Here is a 17381-nt window from a genome sequence, read left to right on the forward strand (position 1 = left end):
ACCCCCCATGTCATCGGGCACAGATTCCAGAACACCGACATCTCGTCGTCCCGCCCTCGTCCTGGCGCTTCTCGCGCTGGCTCAGCTCATCACCTCGCTCGACTACAACATCGTCTATGTCGCGCTGCCCGAAATAGGCGAGAACCTCTCCTTCTCCGCCCAGACGCTGCAGTGGGTCGTCAGTGCCTACGCCGTGATCTACGGCGGTTTCCTGCTGCTCGGCGGCCGCGCCTCCGACCTCCTCGGCCGCCGCCGCATGTTCGTCTTCGGCCTCTCCCTCTACGCTGCGGGCTCGCTCCTCGGCGGCCTCGCCACCACCTCGGAATTCCTGGTCGCCGCACGTGCGGTGCAGGGTCTGGGCGGCGCGTTCCTCTTCCCCGCCACCCTCTCCCTGGTCATCACCTCGTTCAGCGAGGGGCGCGAGCGCAACCGGGCCCTGGCGGTCTGGGCGGGCGCCGGCGCCAGCGGCATGGTCCTCGGCTCGCTGCTCGGCGGCGTACTGACCCAGGCCTTCGGCTGGGAGTCGGTCTTCTACGTCAACGTCCCGCTGGCGGTCGTCGCCATCGCCTCGGCCTACGTGCTGATCGCCCCGGACGGCAAGCGCGCCGCCGGCCGCTCCTTCGACGTGCCGGGCGCGCTGACCGGCACCGCCGGTGCCACCCTCGTGGTGTTCGCCCTGGTCCAGGGACCGGAGTCCGGCTGGGCCTCGGCCCCCGTGCTCGGTGCGGGCGCGGCCGCCCTGGTGCTGCTCGCCGTCTTCCTGGTGGTCGAGTCGCGCAGCGCCGAACCGCTGCTGCCGCTGCGGCTGTTCCGCAACCGCAACCTCTCCGCGGGCGTGGCCATCACCTTCATGTTCATGGCCACCTTCGGCTCGCTGCTGTACTTCCAGACCATCTACTTCCAGGGCGTGCACGGCTACAGCGCGCTCCAGACCGGTCTGGCCTTCCTGGTCCCGATGGTCGCGGGACTGGTCGGCTCCACCCTCGGCGGCCGGCTCGCCACCCGCTTCGGCACCCGCAACACGATCCTGGGCGCCTTGGTCGTGGGTGCGGTGGGCACCCTGATGCTCGCGCTCGCGATGGACCCGTCGGCGTCGTACGTAGCCCTGGTGCCCGGCCTGATCGTGCTCAGCCTCGGCCAGGGCGCGCTCTACACGAGCATGTTCGCCGCGTCCTCCTCCGGCGTGGACCCGATGGAGCAGGGCATCGCCTCCGGCATCGTCTCCACCGGCCAGCAGGTCGGCGGCGCCGTGGGCCTGGCGCTCCTGGTCGCCGTCGCCAACTCGATCACCGGCGAGGAGGCCACCCGGGCGGCGACGACCGACGGTCTGCGCACCGCCGTCCTGATCGCGGCCGGCGCCATGGTCGTGTCGATCCTCATCGCGCTCAACTTCCGCCGTGCCGGGGCGGATGCGACGGGCGCGCCGGCCGGGGACCCGTCCCCGCAGGACGTGCGGTCCGCCGAGGACGAGCGCCCCGTGCAGTCGGTCTCCGTCTGACCTCCGGACGCTCCGTCCGACCCCACCGACTTGGCCGGTCCTCCCCCGGGAGGCACCGGCCACTGTCGTGTGCGGGAGGGGTGCGGATGAGCCGTGTGCGGGAGGGGTCGTGTGCGGGAGGGGTCGTGTGCGGGAGGGGTCGTGTGCGGGAGGGGTCGTGTGCGGGCCCGAACGGGAACGGGCGGTGGGGGCACGGATTTCCGTGCCCCCACCGCCCGTTGTTCCGGCCCGTGGCCGTCCCGGTTCAGCCGATCCGGAGGTTGTCGAGGTAGGAGCGGACGTTGCGGCGGGTCTCGGGGACCGAGTCGCCGCCGAACTTCTCCACGACGGCATCGGCCAGCACCAGAGCCACCATCGCTTCCGCGACGATGCCCGCGGCGGGCACGGCACAGACGTCGGAACGCTGGTGGTGCGCGACGGTGGCCTCGCCGGTGGCGACGTCCACCGTGGCGAGGGCCTTCGGCACGGTCGCGATCGGCTTCATCGCGGCGCGCACGCGCAGCAGTTCACCCGTGGTCAGACCGCCCTCGGTGCCGCCCGCCCGCCCGGAGGTACGCCGGATGCCCTCCGGCGTCGACACGATCTCGTCGTGCGCCCGCGAGCCCGGCACGCGGGCCAGGTCGAAGCCGTCGCCGACCTCCACGCCCTTGATCGCCTGGATGCCCATCAGGGCAGCCGCGAGGCGCGCGTCCAGGCGGCGGTCCCAGTGCACGTGCGAGCCCAGACCCACGGGCACCCCGTAAGCCAGTACCTCGACGACGCCGCCCAGCGTGTCGCCGTCCTTGTGGGCCTGGTCGATCTCCGCGACCATCGCCTTCGATGCGTCCGCGTCCAGGCAGCGCACCGGATCCGCGTCGAGCTTCTCCACGTCGGCGGGGGTCGGGTAGACGCCGTACGGGGCCTTGGCGGCGGCCAGCTCCACCACGTGGGAGACGATCTCGATGCCCGCGACCTCCTTGATGAAGGACCGCGCGATCGCGCCGAGGGCCACCCGGGCGGCGGTCTCCCGCGCGCTGGCGCGCTCCAGGATCGGACGCGCCTCCGAGAAGCCGTACTTCTGCATGCCCGCGAGATCCGCGTGGCCGGGCCGGGGCCGGGTCAGCGCCGCGTTGCGGCCGGTCTCCTTGAGCAGCGAGGGGTCGACCGGGTCGGCCGACATCACCGTCTGCCACTTCGGCCACTCGGTGTTGCCGATCATGACGGCGACCGGGGAACCCTGCGACAGGCCGTGGCGGACACCGCCGAGGAAGGTGATCTCGTCCTGCTCGAACTTCATCCGGGCCCCGCGGCCGTAGCCGAGCCGGCGCCGGGCCAGGTGTTCGGCCACCAGCTCCGTGGTGACCGGGACGCCGGCGGGAAGACCCTCCAGCGTCGCCACCAGCGCCGGGCCGTGCGATTCCCCGGCCGTAAGCCAACGCAACCTGCTCAATTTCCGTCTCCCCAAGCGAAGTCGTAGGCGCCGTGCAACCAGGCGGCCTTGTCGTACATGTCCTCGTCGGACAGCGCGGCCAGCATCGCGTTGCGCTCCACCCGCGCCTCCCCGGCCGCGTGGTAGAGCCTGCGCCCCATCTCCCGGGCCACCAGCTGCACCCGGGCCGTACGCTCGCGGCGCGCCGCGTTGTACTTCTCCAGGCGCTGGACGAAATCGGCCTCGCTGCCGTCCAGCAGAACGGACAGCAGGACCGCGTCCTCGATGGCCTGGCACGCACCCTGCGCCGCGTACTGGAGCATCGGGTGCGCGGCGTCACCGAGGAGTGCGACCCGGCCCTCGGTCCAGCGGTCCACCGGGTCCCGGTCGCACAGCACCCAGGACTTCCAGTCCCGCCCCAGTTCCAGCACCCGGCGGGCCGGGCCCGACAGTCCGGGGAAGGAGCTCAGCACGTGGGCGTGCTCGGCCGGCACGCCGGCCACGGCCTCCGTGGCGCCGTCGTCCCGGGTCACGGCCAGATTGAAGTGGCTGCCACCCGTGACCGGGTAGTACACGAGGTGCCACTTCGGGCCCGCCCACAGGACCACGGAGTTCTCCCGCAGCTCCTCGGGCACCTCCTCCACGGGGATCACCGAGCGGTAGATGGTGTGGCCGGAGACGCGCGGGGGCCCGTCGCCGACCAGCTGCCGGCGGACCGCGGAGTGCAGCCCGTCGGCGCCGATGAGCGCGTCGCCGGTGAGCCGCCTGCCATCGGCGAGAACGGCCGTCACCCCGCCCGCCCACTGCTCGTACGCGACGACGTGGCACCCGCCGAGCAGTTCGATGCCGGGGGAACGGCGGGCGGCCTCCAGGAGCGGCAGGTAGAGGTCCACCCGGTGCACCACCGCGTAGGGGTTGCCGAACCGGGCCCGGTACTTCTCCGTCACCGCGAGGGCCGCGACCTTTTCGCCGGTGGTGCCGTCCATGAAGCGCAGTTCGTCGATGATGACGGCGCGTTCGCGGACCTCACGGCCCACTCCGAGCAGGTCGAGCGCGTGGAAGGCGTTCGGGCCCAGCTGGATGCCGGCGCCCACCTCCGTGAAGATGTCCCGGCGCTCCAGGACGGTGACCTGGTGGCCGCGTTGCGCGAGCCCGAGTGCCGCAGCGAGTCCACCGATGCCACCACCGGCGATGAGTACGTCGGCCATGGGTGTCTCACCTTTCCTTTCCAGAATCAGTGACTGCCGGTGCTCGATCGCCGCGCACCGCTCGTAGGGGCCGGGAAGAGCCGCTCCAGCTCGGCGTGGAAGCCGGGGAAGGTCTTGCCGACGCACGACGGATCGTCCAGCGTGATGCCGGGGACGCGCAGGCCGAGCACCGAGAACGCCATCGCGATCCGGTGGTCGCGGCGGCAGGCGATCCGGGCGGCCGCGGGGCGGCCCGGATGGACGGTGAGCCGGTCCGGACCGGACTCGGTACGGATCCCGCAGGCCCGCAGGTTCTCCTCGACCGCGGCGATCCGGTCGGACTCCTTGAGCCGCGCGTGCCCGATGCCGCGCACCGTGATGGGCGCGTCGGCGAGCGGGGCCACCGCCGCCAGTGTCATGAAGGTGTCGGAGATGTCGCCCATGTCGATGTCGAAGCCGCCGCGGAGCTGTCCGGTACCGGTGACGGTCGTCGCCCGGTCGGTGATCTCCACGCGGGCGCCGGCCCGGGCCAGTACCCGGACGAAGCCGAGATCGCCCTGGACGCTGCCCGTACCGAGACCCGGCACGGTGATGCTGCGGCCCGTGACGGCGGCCGCGGCGAAGACGTACGAAGCGGTGGAGGCGTCCGGCTCGATGTCCAGGGCGGCGGCCCGGTAGCCGCCGGGCAGCACCTGGATCGTCCCGTCCTCGAACGCGTCGACGTACGCCCCGAAGTGCCGCATCAGTTCCTGGGTCATGGTGATGTACGGCTTGCTGACCAGGCCCGCGCCCCGTACGACCAGCGGTTGCCGCATCAGCGGACCGGCCATCAGCAGACCGGTGAGGTACTGGCTGCTGAGCGAGGCGTCCACGGTCAGCGCGCCGCCGTCCAGGCCCCGGGCCGAAACCGTCAGCGGCAGTCCGCCGGCCGGCTCGGTCACCCGGGCGTCCGCGCCGAGCCCGGCCAGCGCGTCGGCCAGCGGCCGCAGCGGCCGGGCCCGCAGCTGCTCGGTCCCGTCGAAGGCGAACTCGCCCTGGCCGGCCGCCGCGAAGGGCGGCAGGAAGCGGGCCGCGGTGCCCGCGTCCTCGCACCAGACGGCGCCGCCGCCGCGCGGGGCGCCGCCCGTTCCGGTCACCTTCCAGGCGCCGTCGTCGGCCGTCTCGATGTGCACTCCGAGCCCGGCCAGGGCCGCGCGGAAGGCCAGCGTGTCCTCGCTGACCAGCGGATCGCGCAGCAGCGAGACGCCCTCGGCCGCGGCGGCCAGGAGCAGCGCCCGGTTGGTGATGCTCTTGGAGCCCGGGATCCGGGCGATCAGCACCGGCTCGCTCACCGCGTACCCCGCTGGGCCGCGACGCGGGCCAGGCTGGCCCGGGCGGTGGCGGCCACGTTGCCGGCGGTGAAGCCGTGGCGCTCGTACAGCGCGGTGTACGGGGCGCTGGCCCCGAACTGGTCGAGCCCCACCGGGATTCCGGCGTCGCCGAGGAGCTGGTACCAGCCGAGTGCGGATCCGGCCTCGACCGAGACCCGGGCCCGTACGGCGCTCGGCAGGACCTGCTCGCGGTACTCGGGGGTCTGCTCCTGGAACCACTCCAGGCACGGCATCGACACGACGCGGGTGGCGATGCCCTCGCGTTCGAGGACGGCGCGGGCGTCCAGCGCGATGTGCACTTCGCTGCCCGTGGCGATCAGCACCACCTGGGGGGCGCCGCCGCCGGCCTCGGCCAGGACGTAGCCGCCGCGTGCGGTGCCCTCGGCCGGGTTCACGCCGGAGGCGGCGGAGCGGTCGAGGACCGGCAGGTTCTGCCGGGACAGGCACAGGCCCGCCGGGCGGTCGTCGTTCTCCAGGACGGTGCGCCAGGCGACGACGGTCTCGTTCGCGTCGGCCGGGCGTACGACGTCGAGGCCCGGGATGCCGCGCAGCCCCCACAGGTGCTCGATGGGCTGGTGGGTGGGGCCGTCCTCGCCGAGCCCGATGGAGTCGTGGGTCCAGACGTAGGTGACGGGCAGCTTCATCATGGCGGCGAGGCGTACGGCGGGGCGCATGTAGTCGGAGAAGACCAGGAAGGTGCCGCCGTAGGGGCGGGTTCCGCCGTGCAGGGCGATGCCGTTGAGGATCGCGCCCATCGCGTGCTCGCGGATGCCGAAGTGCAGGGTCCGCCCGTACGCGTGGCCGGGGAAGGCCTCGGTCGCCCGGTCGGCGGGGACGAAGGAGGGCTCGCCCTTCATGGTGGTGAGGTTGGACTCGGCGAGGTCGGCGGAGCCGCCCCACAGCTCGGGCAGCGTCGCGGCGAGCGCGCTCAGCACCTCCCCGGACGCCTTGCGGGTGGCGATCTGGCCGCCCGCCTCGAAGGCGGGCAGCGCGTCCGTCCACCCCGCGGGCAGGTCGCGCACGCTGATCCGGTCGAACTCGGCCGCCCGCTCGGGTGCGCCGGCGCGCCAGTCCGCGTACCGCTTCACCCAGAGCGCCACGTCGGCGCGGGCCCGCTCGCCGACCTGCCGGGCGTGCGCGAGGACCTCGTCCGGTACCTCGAAGGCGCGCTCGGGGTCCAGGCCCATGGCCTCCTTGGTGGCCGCGGCCTCGGCCGCGCCGAGGGCCGAGCCGTGGATCTTTCCGCTGTTCTGCTTGCCCGGCGAGGGCCAGCCGATGATGGTGCGCAGCGCGACGAGCGAGGGCCGTCCGGTCTCCTCGCGGGCGGCCGACAGGGCGTCGTGCAGGGCCGCCATGTCCTCGACGTAGGAGCCGGTCACGGTCCAGTCGACCTGCTGGACGTGCCAGCCGTAGCTGCGGTAGCGCGCGGGCACGTCCTCGGAGACCGCGATCTGCGTGTCGTCCTCGATGGAGATGCGGTTGTCGTCCCAGAGCACGACCAGGTTGCCCAGCCGCTGGTGGCCCGCGAGGGAACCGGCCTCGTGGCTGATGCCCTCCTCCAGGTCGCCGTCGGAGACGAAGGCCCAGACGGTGTGGTCGAAGGCGCTCTCGCCCGGGGCGGCGTCCGGGTCGAACAGACCGCGTTCGCGGCGTGCCGCCATCGCCATCCCGACCGCGTTGCCCAGGCCCTGGCCGAGCGGACCGGTCGTGGTCTCGACGCCGGGGGTGTGGCCGTACTCGGGGTGCGCCGGGGTCAGGCTGCCCTCGGTGCGCAGGGCCTTGAGGTCGTCGAGCTCCAGGCCGTAGCCGGAGAGGTAGAGCTGGGTGTACAGGGTCAGGCTGGAGTGCCCGCAGGACAGGACGAAGCGGTCGCGGCCGGCCCACTGGGGATCGGCCGGGTTGTGCCGCAGCAGCCGCTGGAACAGCAGGTAGGCGGCGGGCGCCAGGCTCATCGCGGTGCCCGGGTGGCCGTGGCCCGCGGCCTCGACCGCATCGATCGCCAGCGCGCGGGCGGTGTCGACGGCGCGCCGGTCCAGGTCGGTCCACTCGAAGGTGCGGAGGGATCTCTTCTCGGTGCTGCTCGTCACTGTGCTCAGGGCTCCTCTGCTCGGCCGGCCCGCGGGGCTCGACCGGGTACTGGTCACACGCTGGTCTTGCGGTCGAGTACGAGGTCGTGCCCGACGATGTACGCGGCCGCGTCCGAGGCGAGCCAGACGACGGTGTCGGCGATCTCCTCGGCGCTGCCGCCCCGGCCGAGCGGGCAGGGGCTGATGGCGTTGATGCGGATGGCCTTGCCGAAGTACTCCTTGGCCGCGGTCCGCGTGAGGGCGCTGACGGCCGCCGTGGACGCGGCGTACGCGCCCAGGCCCGGGAGCATGCCCTGGGATCCGATGTTGCTCGCCGTATTGACGATGACCCCGCCGCCGGCCCGCTCCATGTGGGCGATCTCGTGCTTCATGGAGAGCCAGACGCCGGTCAGGTTGGCCGTGAGGCTCTGGGCCCAGGCGGTCTCGCTGATGTCGGCGACGCTCTGGTGCGGGCCCAGCTCCGTGGTGTTGTTGAAGGCCACGTGCAGTGCTCCGTGGCGGCGCACGGTTTCGGAGACGATGTGGGCGGCGCCGACGTCGGCGCCTTCCGTGGGATCCGAGACCTCGGCGACCACGCTGTCGGCCTGCCCGCCTTCGTCGCGGATCAGCTTGACCGTCGCATCGAGCGTCTCCGGGTGGCGGCCGGCGACCACCACCAGGGCTCCGAGCCGGGCGAAGGCCACCGCCGCTGCCCGGCCGATGCCTTCGCCACCTCCGGTCACGAGGACGACCCGGCCGTCGAACCGTTCAGACATCAGTGTTCTCCTGATTCTCCGCAGGGGACTCCGAGAAAGCGCGCCGACTCGCGCCGCACGCATTCGACCAGCGGCCACCTTGCAAGGAACGGGGCCCCGCTGGGCAGTGCGCTTCGGGCACTTCGTCAGGTCCTTCAGGCAGCTGACGGACTGCGCCGACCCCCTTTGACACCGCCGTCCGGCCAACGGAAGCTGCACGCCGGTAAGCGGACGAAAGGGAGATCAATGCTGACGCTTTCGTGGACCCGTCCGGTCGTCGACACAGCTCAGGAGGGTCGTGGCGGTCCCACCCGGGAGAACCTGTGGCAGGCCCTGCTGCACAAGGCGGAGCATCCGACGGACTACGTGCCCGCCATCGCGGAATGCCGGATCCACGACCGGTACGCGGACGGCCTCCTCCGGGAGATCCGGCGCGGGCAGGACACCTTCCTCCAGCGGGTCACCGCCCAGGAGAGCGCCGGGCGCATCGTCTACCGGCACCTGGACCACACCGACATCGCGGAGATACGCAACGAGATCGGCGAAGACGAAGAGGGGCGGCTCACCCTCACGCTGAGCATCACCCTGACCGAGGGCAGGACGGCCGCGGTCCTGGGGCAGAACCCGTATCTGCGGGACCTGGACAGCGACTTCCACGGCACGCTGGACGCCATGACGGCCGTCCTGCGCCAGGTCTCCACGGAGCCCGGAACGACGCCGACGCACACGGCCCCTCCCGACCCGGACGGGTCGTGAGGGGCCGCTGCGCCCTGCCGTGGGTCCGGTGCCCGGTCCCGGGCCACACCCCGGACCGGGCACCGGACCACACCTCAGATCAGGCCGGGGCCCGGCAGCCCGGGCAGCGTGTGAACCCCCTCGACCGTCGCCTCGACGTCGAACACCGCGTACTGCACCGGCGCCCGCCCGATGAGCTCGGCGGCCCGCGGGGCGATCGGCCGGGCCGCCGCCTCCGCGGACTCCCACAGCAGCACCGCTCCCCACCGCTCGGTCTGCGGATCGGCGATCCAGAACTTCAGCCGCAGGCCCTCGACCGAGGCGAACCGGTCGACCGCCTCGTCGCGCAGGTACGAGCGCAGCGACTCGATGGTGTGCCCCGAGCCGGCGAGATCCCACCAGGCCACCGTCGCCTTCATACGAGCTGCTCCTGCAGCAGTCCGGCCAGCGCCTCGCCGACGATGCGGACGCCGTCCTCCGTGAGCACCGACTCGGCGTGGAACTGCATCGACCGGAAGCCGGGCCCGCGCAGCGCGTGCACCTCGCCGGTCTCCGCCTCCCGGCACACCTGCACCGTGCCGAGGCCGGGAACCTCCACCGTGTCCGCCGCGCTCTGCGCCGCGAAGGTGTTGTAGAAGCCGACGCGTTCGCGCCGCCCGAACAGGTCGATCTCCCGCTGCACCCCCTGGTTGGGCTGCTCCCTGCGCCGCAGGCCGAAGCCGAGCTTGGTGCTGAGCACCTGGTGGCTGAGGCACACGGCGAGGAACGGCCGCCGCTCCGTGAGCAGGGTGTCGACCGCGGCCCGCAGGTGCGCGATCTTCGGGTGGTCCACCTCGCGCGGGTCACCCGGTCCCGGGCCCATGACGACGAGGTCGTACGGGGCGAAGTCGTAGGGCTCGTCGAAGCGGGTGACGGTGACCTGCGCGTCCATGGCGCGCAGTTGGTGCGCGATCATCGCCGTGAAGGTGTCCTCCGCGTCGACCACCAGCACCTTGCGGCCCCCGAGCGGCGGGACCGGCCGGGCGCGGCCGGCTTCGCCGTCCAGCCAGAAACCGGCGATCGTGTCGTTGCGCCGGCTGAGTGCCGCCCGCACCTCCGGGTGGTCGCCGAAGCGGCTCTGTACGGGCTCCTCGAACACGGCCAGCAGGCCGGCGGCCTTGGCGCGGGTCTCGGCGACCTCGGACAGCGGGTCGGAGTGGCGGACCAGGGTGGCGCCGACGCCGATCCGCATCCGCCCCCCGGCGTCGATGTCGGCGGTCCGGATGAGGATCGCCGAGTCCAGCGTGCGCTCGCTGTTCTCGTCCTGGCCGATGAGGGCCAGCACGCCGCTGTAGTAGCCGCGGCCCTGGGGCTCGTACTTCTTGATGACCCGGCCCGCGCTCTCCAGCGGGGAGCCGGTGACCGTGGGCGCGAACAGCGTCTCGTGGAGGATCTCGCGCGGGTCGCGGGAAGTGCGGCCCTCGATGAAGTACTCGGTGTGCGCGAGCCGGGCCATCTCCTTCAGATAGGGCCCGACGACCCGGCCGCCCGAATCGCAGATCCGGGCCATCATCTTGAGTTCCTCGTCGACGACCATGTACAGCTCGTCGGCCTCCTTGCGGTCGGCCAGGAAGTCCATGACGCCGCGCAGTTCGGGTCCCGAGGCGGGGAAGCGGTAGGTGCCGCTGATGGGGTTCATCACGGCCCGGCCGCCCGCCACGCTCATGTGGCGCTCGGGAGAGGCACCGACGAGCGTGCGGTCGCCGGTGTGCACGACGAACGTCCAGTACGCGCCGGTCTCCCCCTCCAGCAGCCTGCGGAAGACCCGCAGCGCCGTGGCGACGGAGTAGTCACTGATGTCGGCCACGAACGAGCGCTTCAGCACGAAGTTGGCGCCCTCGCCGGTGCCGATCTCGTCCGTGATGACGCGGCGGACCGTCTCGGCGTAGGTGTCGTCGTCGATGTCGAAGTCGCCGCCGGGCACCAGGTGGACGGACCCGCCGGGGATCTGCCGCAGCACGGAGTCGAGCGGCACCCGCAGCTGCTCCTCGATCACCATGGCGAGCAGCGGGGTGCCGTCGTCCGGTGCCTCGAAGCCGCGCTCGGCGAGCTGCCGGTACGGGATCAGGGTGAGTACGTCCTGGCGCGCGCCGGCACCCGGCACGACGTCACCGAGGGGTACGTCGGCCAGGGTCGCGGCCTCGGTGAACGAACCGAGGAACAGGTCGAGCCGGCCGTCGGGAGCGGTCTCCGGACGGTGGATCAGCGCGAAGGCCGGCGGCCGGTCGGTCAGGATCCGGCCCAGCTGGTCCGCGGTCATGCCGACACCCTTTCCGCGTACGCGCCCGTCCGGGCCGGGAGAGCCGTGAGGAGCTCCTTCGTGGTGGTCAGGGCGGCGCACCGGCCGGCCGCGTACTCCAGCGCCATCCGGTGCTCCTTCCAGCTGAAGTCGGCGATGGCATCGGCGACCAGGAAGGGCTGGATGTCGTTGGTGAAGGCCTCCACCGCCGTCATCAGGACGCCCACGTGGGCGTACACGCCGCAGATGATCAGCTGGTCGCGGCCCTGTGCGCGCATCCGCTCCAGCAGATCGGTCTTGAAGAAGGCGCTGTAGCGCCACTTGGTGAGCATCCAGTCCCCGGCGGCCGGCGCCACCGGGTCCACGACCTGGCGGTGTTCGGGGCTCGGCCGCATGCCCGGACCCCAGAAGTCGGCGAGCAGGCCGCGCTCTTGGGGCGTCATGCCGCCGGGCTGCGCCGTGTAGGCGACCGGAATGCCGAGCGCCGCCGCGCGGACGCGCAGCGCTCCGGCGTTGCGGGAGAGGTCCACGACGGGCTGCTCGCCGGCGGGGAAGGCGGTCAGGAAGTACTTCTGGAGGTCGTGCACCAGCAGCACGGCGCGGTCCGGGTCGACTTCCCAGTCCACGGAGTTGGCGGGCAGGTCGGCTGCGGAGGGCATCGGATAAGGGCTGATAGCAGGTATGCCTGCCATGCGTTTCTCCCTCTCGTTCACGGTCTCGTTGACGGTCTCGTTGACGGTTGGCTGACGGGTCGCACCGGTCTCAGGCACCGAGTGCCGCACCGCCGTCCACCGTGAGGTCGTGCATCGTGATGTGCGCGGCCTTGTCGGAGAGCAGGAAGACGACCGCCTCGGCGACGTCCTCGGGACGGGCGATCTTGCCCAGCGGGATGCCGACGCGGTAGGAGCCCGGCACCCCTTCGATGGAGGCCTTCGAACTGCTCTCGTCCTGCCACATCGAGGTGAGCATCGGAGTGTCCGTGGATCCCGGCGCCACGATGTTCGCGCGGATGCCGAACTTGGCGACCTCCAGGCCCAGACACTTGGTGAACATGGTCGCGGCCGCCTTCGAGGCGGCGTACGCGGCCATCTCCGTACGCGCGGTGCCCGCGGAGTTGGAGGCGATCGTGACGATCGCCCCGCGTCCGCGCGGCACCATGCGGTTGACGACGGCGCGCGAGACGAGGAACACGCCCGTGGTGTTGACCGCGAACGTCGTGCTCCACTCCTGGTCGGTGAGGGCACGGGCCTCGGCGAGCCGCAGCACTCCGGCGGCGTTGACGAGGAAGTCGAGCGGCCCCAGGAGCACCTCCACGTCGTCCACCAGCGCCTCGACCTCCGCGCTGGAGGTGACGTCGACGGGGAACGCGTCGACGCGGCCACCCTCCTCGACGACCGATTTGGCCAGGTCGCGCAACCGGGTCGCGTCCATGTCGACCGCGGCCACCCGGACACCCAGTGCGGCCAGCGCACGGACGATGGCCGCGCCTATGCCGCCGGCCGCTCCGGTGACGAGTGCGATTTTTCCTTCCATGGCGGGAACACCCCTCTATCTTTCAGCCTCAGCCGCGCCAGGCGGATACGACTTCGACCGCCTGATCGGAATTGAGGCGCGGGTCGCAGAATGAGGTGTACTTCTCACCCAGCTGGCTGACGTGGAATTCGTCGCGGACGCATTCGTACACGGCGTCCGGAGTGGTCTCCAGGTGAAGTCCGGCCGCGACTCCGCCGTTTTCGTTGACGGCCTCCTGGAATTCCTCGACCTCACGCACGACCGACGTGATGTAGCGGGTCTTGTAGCCGCCGGGCGCACTGACGGTGTTTCCGTGCATGGGGTCGCACATCCAGAGGACGGGGTGCCCGGCCGCGCGGACCGCGCGGACCAGTTCCGGCAGCTTTTCGGCAGCCGTGCCCTCCCCCATCCGGGAAATCAGCGTCAGCCGGCCCGGCTCGCGCCACGGGTCGAGGCGGCCGCACAGCTCGACCAGTTCGGCCGGGGTCATCTTCGGGCCGACCTTGGTGGCGACCGGGTTGGAGATGGACGCGAACAGCTCGATGTGGGCGCCCTCCAGCTCCCGCGTGCGCTCGCCCATCCAGGGCCAGTGCGTCGAGGTGAGCAGCACCGAGCCGTCGGGCTGGGTGCGCAGCATCGGGACCTCGTAGTCCATCAGCAGGGCCTCGTGGCTGGTCCACACCGGGGCCTCGGCCGCGGAGCGTCGCTGCTCTCCGTGCCAGCCCAGGGACCGCATGGCGGCCGCGGCCGCGCGGTAGCCGGCGACCAGCCGCTGCGGGTCGGGCCGGCGGCTCTCGGCGTCGGGCTCCGGGCTGTTGACCATGTGGCCGCGGTACACCGGGAGTTCGATGCCCTGGATGATCTCGGTGTTGTTGGAACGGGGCTTTCCGAACTGTCCCGCGAGGCGGCCCACTCGGATGACGGGCTTGAGCGAACGTGCCTTCATGACTCCGGCGAGCACGTCGAGGAGCGCCGCCTTGCGCGCCACGTATCCGGGGGTGCACTCGGCGGGGTCCTCCGCGCAGTCCCCGCCCTGCACGATCTGCACCTCGCCCCGCGAGGCCGCGGCCAGCAGTACCCGGAGGGCCTCGACGTCCTCCGCGCGTACAAGAGCGGCCGAGCCCTCGATTTCGGCCCGCGCATTCAGCAGAGCGTCTTCGTCGGGCCAAACGGGCTGCTGGCCCGCCGGCGATGATTTCAAGCGCGCGACACCGTACATGTGGCACCTCCCGGTACTGAACCTGCCGTGACATCGGATGCAGCGAGAAGCCTGCAAAGAAAAGGTGGGGGCAACCACCGAGGGTTCACCGATTCGTCAGGTGGCGACACTTTCGGTCACGTCGGCAACCGGTGGTCCGCTCCCACCTGACACAGAGACAGTCCTCCACCGACGGCGCGGGTTCGCGTCGACCTAAGGTCGGGACCGTGGTGAGTCAAGAAGCACGAGACCTGCTGAAACAACTGGTGTCCGAAGGCGTCTCGCCATGGCTGGGTGCGCGCGGCCCCGAAGAGTTCGCGAAGAGCGTCCGGCATCCGGTCCTGGGCACCCACTTCCACAATGCCCTGGCGCCCGCGGGCAGCGCCCTCACGCTGCTCCGGCGGAGCTGCGACCTGCTGCGGCCCGTGTTCGAGGCGACGGACGGCGCCGTCGGCCACGTCTCCGTACCGGTGTCCCCCCTGCACGCCCACGACGCACGGGCGTTCCGGTCGGCGGCCCGCGCGCTGCACCGGCACGTGGCGCGCCCCAACGCGCTCGTACGGATTCCCGCGACCCCGGCGGGAGTCGAGGCGCTGGCCGACTGCCTGGCCGAGGGCATCGGGGTGCACGCCTCGCTGGTCTTCTCGGCCGAGCGGTACGCCGAGGTGCTCGACGCCTACGTCGACGGGCTGGAGCGTTCGCTCGCGTCCGGCCGGTCGCTGGGCGAGGTCTCGATGGTGGTCTCGTTCCCGGTGGGACTGTTCGACGCGGAGATCGAGTCCCGGCTGGACGGGCTCGGGGTCGCCCCGGGCGACGAGGTCCGTGGCGCGGCGGGGCTGGCCGTCGCCCGCACGATGTACCGGCTCCGCGAGCAGCGGCTGTCCGGGGACTGGTGGCGGGTGCTGCGGGCCAACGGCGCACTGCAGCCACGGCTGTTGTGGACCACGGGGGGAACCGACGTGGGCGCGCTCATCGGCTGGAACACGGCGCTCGCGCTGTCGGTGGACATGCTGGAGGAGGCCGCCCGCCGGCCGGCCCTGGGCGGGGACACCCTGCTCACGAGGGAGGGGGAGGCGAAGGGCGCACTGGCCGCCCTCGAACGGCTCGGCGTCCCCTCGTCCGAGGTCGCGGCCGTGCTGGAGACGGAGGTGCTCACCCGCCTCCAGCACGACTGGGAGGTCATGACGAGATCGTCTGCCGCTGCCTCTCCGGGAAGCGGGCATTCGTCAGTGCCAGGAACGGGGCAGCCTTGACCGCCGTCTCCTCGTACTCCGCGTCCGGGTCCGACAGGGCCACCACGGCGCCTCCGACGCCGTACCGGACCCGGTCCGGCGTCACCGTCGCGGTACGGATCACGATGCTCAGATCCGCGGCGCCGGAGAGCGAGAAGTAGCCGATGGCCCCGGAGTACACCCCGCGCGGGCCCGCCTCGAGACGGTCGATGATCTGCATCGTGCGGATCTTGGGAGCGCCGGTCATCGAACCGCCCGGGAACGCGGCGCGGACGCAGTCCACGGCGGTCAGCTCCGGCCGCATCCGCGCCCGTACGGTGCTCACCAGCTGATGGACCGTGGCGTAGTGCTCGACCCGGAAGAGGTCGTCGGCCTCGACCGAGCCCGGTACCGCGCAGCGGCCGAGGTCGTTGCGGACCAGGTCGACGATCATGAGGTTCTCCGAGCGGTCCTTCTCGTCGCTCAGCAAGTCCGCCACCAGGGCCGCGTCCTGCGCGGGGGTGGCGCCGCGCGGGCGGGTGCCCTTGATGGGCGAGGACTCCATCAGCCCGTCGCCGGAGACCCGCAGGAACCGCTCGGGCGAGCTGCTGAGCACGGACAGCTCGCCGAACTGGAGCAGGGCGGCGAACGGGGCGGGGCTGGTGCGCCGCATCGCGCGGTACGCCGCCCAGGGGTCGACGGTGGTGTCGGACTCCGCCATGTTGGTCAGGCAGACCTCGTAGCTCTCGCCCGCCGTGATCTCCTCCAGGCAGGAGTCGATGAGCCCCAGGTAGGCGCGGCGGTCGTGGCGCAGCCGTATCTCACCGCCCGAGCCGATGGCGTGGGGAACCGGCAGCCGCAGGCCCGTGAGCCGCGTGAGGCGCTCCGCCGTCTCGGTCAGCCAGCGCTGCGCCTCGGCGTCGTCCCCCTCGGCGAGCGCGAGGAGATGGGTGGTGTGCGTGACGTGGTCGAACACGAGGGCCCGGTCGGCGAAGACCATGGTGGCGTCGGCCACGGGCGAGCGGTGCACGAGGTCGCCGCCGCATTCGGCCTTCAGCTCGTAGCCGAGGTACCCGACCCAGCCGAGGGCGAAGTCGAAGGGCAGCGCGTCGTCTCCGGTGGGGAGCTCGGTGCGGATCGACCTCAGGTCGCGGTCGATCCACTCCATGAAGGGGCCCGCGACGAGCCCGCCGTCGCCGCGCCGCGACTCCACGGTGACGACCCTGCTCCACACGTCGGCCGTGGCCACCCGGGCGAGCGGGCCGGTGGCGTCGCCCATCACGGAGAAGCGGCCGCGGTCGGCTCCGGGCAGGCTGCTGTCCAGCCAGTAGGCGTGGTCGTTGCCGCGGAAGAACCGGTCGTACACGGCCTCGGCGTCCCAGTCCGTGGCCATGCGGCCGGCGAGCAGCTTCAGCTCACGGACCGGTGCGGGCCCGGACTCCGGAGCCGGCTCGGAAACGGCTGCGGCTGCGGGTTCGGGTTCGGGTGCGGACGCGGGTTCAGGTGCGGACGCGGCTGCGGGCTCCGAGGCGATTAAGGGCGCGGGTACGCGTACGCGCGCGGCCGCGTGCTCCCTGCTCAGCCGGGCGAAGTTCGCCAGCAGCTCCGTGCCGTATTCGCTGCAGATCGACTCGGGGTGGAACTGCACGCCCCACATCGGGCGCGTACGGTGCCGCAGCCCCATCAGTATTCCGTCCGGAGTCCACGCGGTGGCCTCCAGCTCGTCGGGCAGGTCCGTCACGGCGAGCGAGTGGTACCGGACCACCTCCATCGGCGAGGGCAGCCCGGCGAACAGGTCCGTGCCCTCGTGCAGGACGGGCGAGGTGCGCCCGTGCCGCGGCTGCGGCGCGCGGTCCACGGTGGCGCCGTGCATCAGGCCGATCCCCTGGTGTCCGAGGCAGATGCCCAGCAGCGGCAGGTCAGTCCGCTGGATGGTCTCTGCGCAGATACCGAAGTCGGCGGTCCGGCCGGGGGTGCCCGGCCCCGGCGAGACGACGATGTTGTCGAAGGCGGCGAGGTGGCCGGTCCTCCAGTGCGGATCGTCGTTGCGGACGACTTCCGGCTCCCTGCCGTTCACCTCGGTCAGAAGGTGGAACAGGTTGTACGTAAAAGAGTCGTAGTTGTCGATAAGTAGCGTGCGCACGATGAAACTCCCCCGGTGTT

14 protein-coding genes are annotated in these 17381 nt (G+C 72.0%); 3 read left to right on the forward strand and 11 right to left on the reverse strand.

Features of this window, described 5'->3' with window-relative positions; all coding sequences use genetic code 11:
* Positions 1-7: 7 nt before the first annotated feature.
* Entirely contained in the window at positions 8-1498 is a 1491-nt protein-coding gene (locus AC3IX6_RS17685) for an MFS transporter (RefSeq protein ID WP_489371083.1), read from the forward strand.
* 244 nt (positions 1499-1742) lie between these two features.
* Here AC3IX6_RS17685 and aroC read toward each other — a convergent pair whose 3' ends face one another.
* From aroC to AC3IX6_RS17710, 5 genes are read right to left on the reverse strand one after another with little or no spacing between them, the layout of a single operon-like run.
* Positions 1743-2927: a chorismate synthase gene (gene aroC, locus AC3IX6_RS17690; RefSeq protein WP_489371084.1), complete on the reverse strand. Its 1185-nt coding sequence runs from the start codon at positions 2925-2927 to the stop codon at positions 1743-1745.
* Positions 2924-4114 (reverse strand): 3-hydroxybenzoate 6-monooxygenase, encoded by a 1191-nt coding sequence (locus AC3IX6_RS17695; protein ID WP_489371085.1) that lies wholly within the window; start codon positions 4112-4114, stop codon positions 2924-2926. Before AC3IX6_RS17695 ends, aroC begins: the two co-directional genes overlap by 4 nt.
* A 26-nt stretch (positions 4115-4140) precedes the next feature.
* Positions 4141-5424 (reverse strand): 3-phosphoshikimate 1-carboxyvinyltransferase, encoded by a 1284-nt coding sequence (gene aroA, locus AC3IX6_RS17700; protein ID WP_489371086.1) that lies wholly within the window; start codon positions 5422-5424, stop codon positions 4141-4143.
* Complete coding sequence (tkt, locus tag AC3IX6_RS17705) at positions 5421-7550, reverse strand: transketolase (RefSeq protein ID WP_489371087.1); 2130 nt, start codon at positions 7548-7550, stop codon at positions 5421-5423. The genes aroA and tkt overlap by 4 nt, the downstream gene beginning before the upstream one ends.
* 53 nt (positions 7551-7603) lie before the next feature.
* The gene (locus tag AC3IX6_RS17710; protein ID WP_489371088.1) at positions 7604-8305 is read right to left on the reverse strand and encodes an SDR family NAD(P)-dependent oxidoreductase; all 702 of its coding nucleotides are present in this window, start codon (positions 8303-8305) and stop codon (positions 7604-7606) included.
* Between the two features lie 225 nt (positions 8306-8530).
* On the opposite strand from AC3IX6_RS17710, the gene AC3IX6_RS17715 reads away from it, so the two are divergent.
* Positions 8531-9040, forward strand: a complete 510-nt coding sequence (locus AC3IX6_RS17715) for an AtaL-like protein (RefSeq protein ID WP_489371089.1) — start codon at positions 8531-8533, stop codon at positions 9038-9040.
* 74 nt (positions 9041-9114) lie between these two features.
* On the opposite strand, the gene AC3IX6_RS17720 is transcribed toward AC3IX6_RS17715, so the two are convergent.
* The 5 genes from AC3IX6_RS17720 to AC3IX6_RS17740 form a co-directional block, all read right to left on the reverse strand.
* Positions 9115-9438 (reverse strand): hypothetical protein, encoded by a 324-nt coding sequence (locus tag AC3IX6_RS17720; RefSeq protein WP_489371090.1) that lies wholly within the window; start codon positions 9436-9438, stop codon positions 9115-9117.
* Positions 9435-11318 (reverse strand): anthranilate synthase family protein, encoded by a 1884-nt coding sequence (locus AC3IX6_RS17725; protein WP_489371091.1) that lies wholly within the window; start codon positions 11316-11318, stop codon positions 9435-9437. Before AC3IX6_RS17725 ends, AC3IX6_RS17720 begins: the two co-directional genes overlap by 4 nt.
* Positions 11315-11989 carry an isochorismatase family protein gene (locus AC3IX6_RS17730; protein ID WP_489371092.1) on the reverse strand — a complete coding sequence of 225 codons (675 nt, stop codon included), beginning with the start codon at positions 11987-11989 and terminating at the stop codon, positions 11315-11317. The genes AC3IX6_RS17725 and AC3IX6_RS17730 overlap by 4 nt, the downstream gene beginning before the upstream one ends.
* A gap of 70 nt (positions 11990-12059) precedes the next feature.
* On the reverse strand, positions 12060-12830 hold the full coding sequence (locus tag AC3IX6_RS17735) for a 2,3-dihydro-2,3-dihydroxybenzoate dehydrogenase (protein ID WP_489371093.1): 771 nt from the start codon (positions 12828-12830) through the stop codon (positions 12060-12062).
* 28 nt (positions 12831-12858) lie between these two features.
* The gene (locus AC3IX6_RS17740; RefSeq protein ID WP_489371094.1) at positions 12859-14028 is read right to left on the reverse strand and encodes a 3-deoxy-7-phosphoheptulonate synthase; all 1170 of its coding nucleotides are present in this window, start codon (positions 14026-14028) and stop codon (positions 12859-12861) included.
* A gap of 206 nt (positions 14029-14234) precedes the next feature.
* Between AC3IX6_RS17740 and AC3IX6_RS17745 the strand changes: the two genes are divergently transcribed.
* Entirely contained in the window at positions 14235-15260 is a 1026-nt protein-coding gene (locus AC3IX6_RS17745; protein WP_489371095.1) for a transaldolase family protein, read from the forward strand.
* Here AC3IX6_RS17745 and pabB read toward each other — a convergent pair.
* The gene (gene pabB / locus AC3IX6_RS17750) at positions 15187-17361 is read right to left on the reverse strand and encodes an aminodeoxychorismate synthase component I (RefSeq protein WP_489371096.1); all 2175 of its coding nucleotides are present in this window, start codon (positions 17359-17361) and stop codon (positions 15187-15189) included. The genes AC3IX6_RS17745 and pabB overlap by 74 nt on opposite strands.
* Positions 17362-17381 lie beyond the last annotated feature (20 nt).

This window comes from Streptomyces sp. GL_141, from assembly GCF_057834385.1.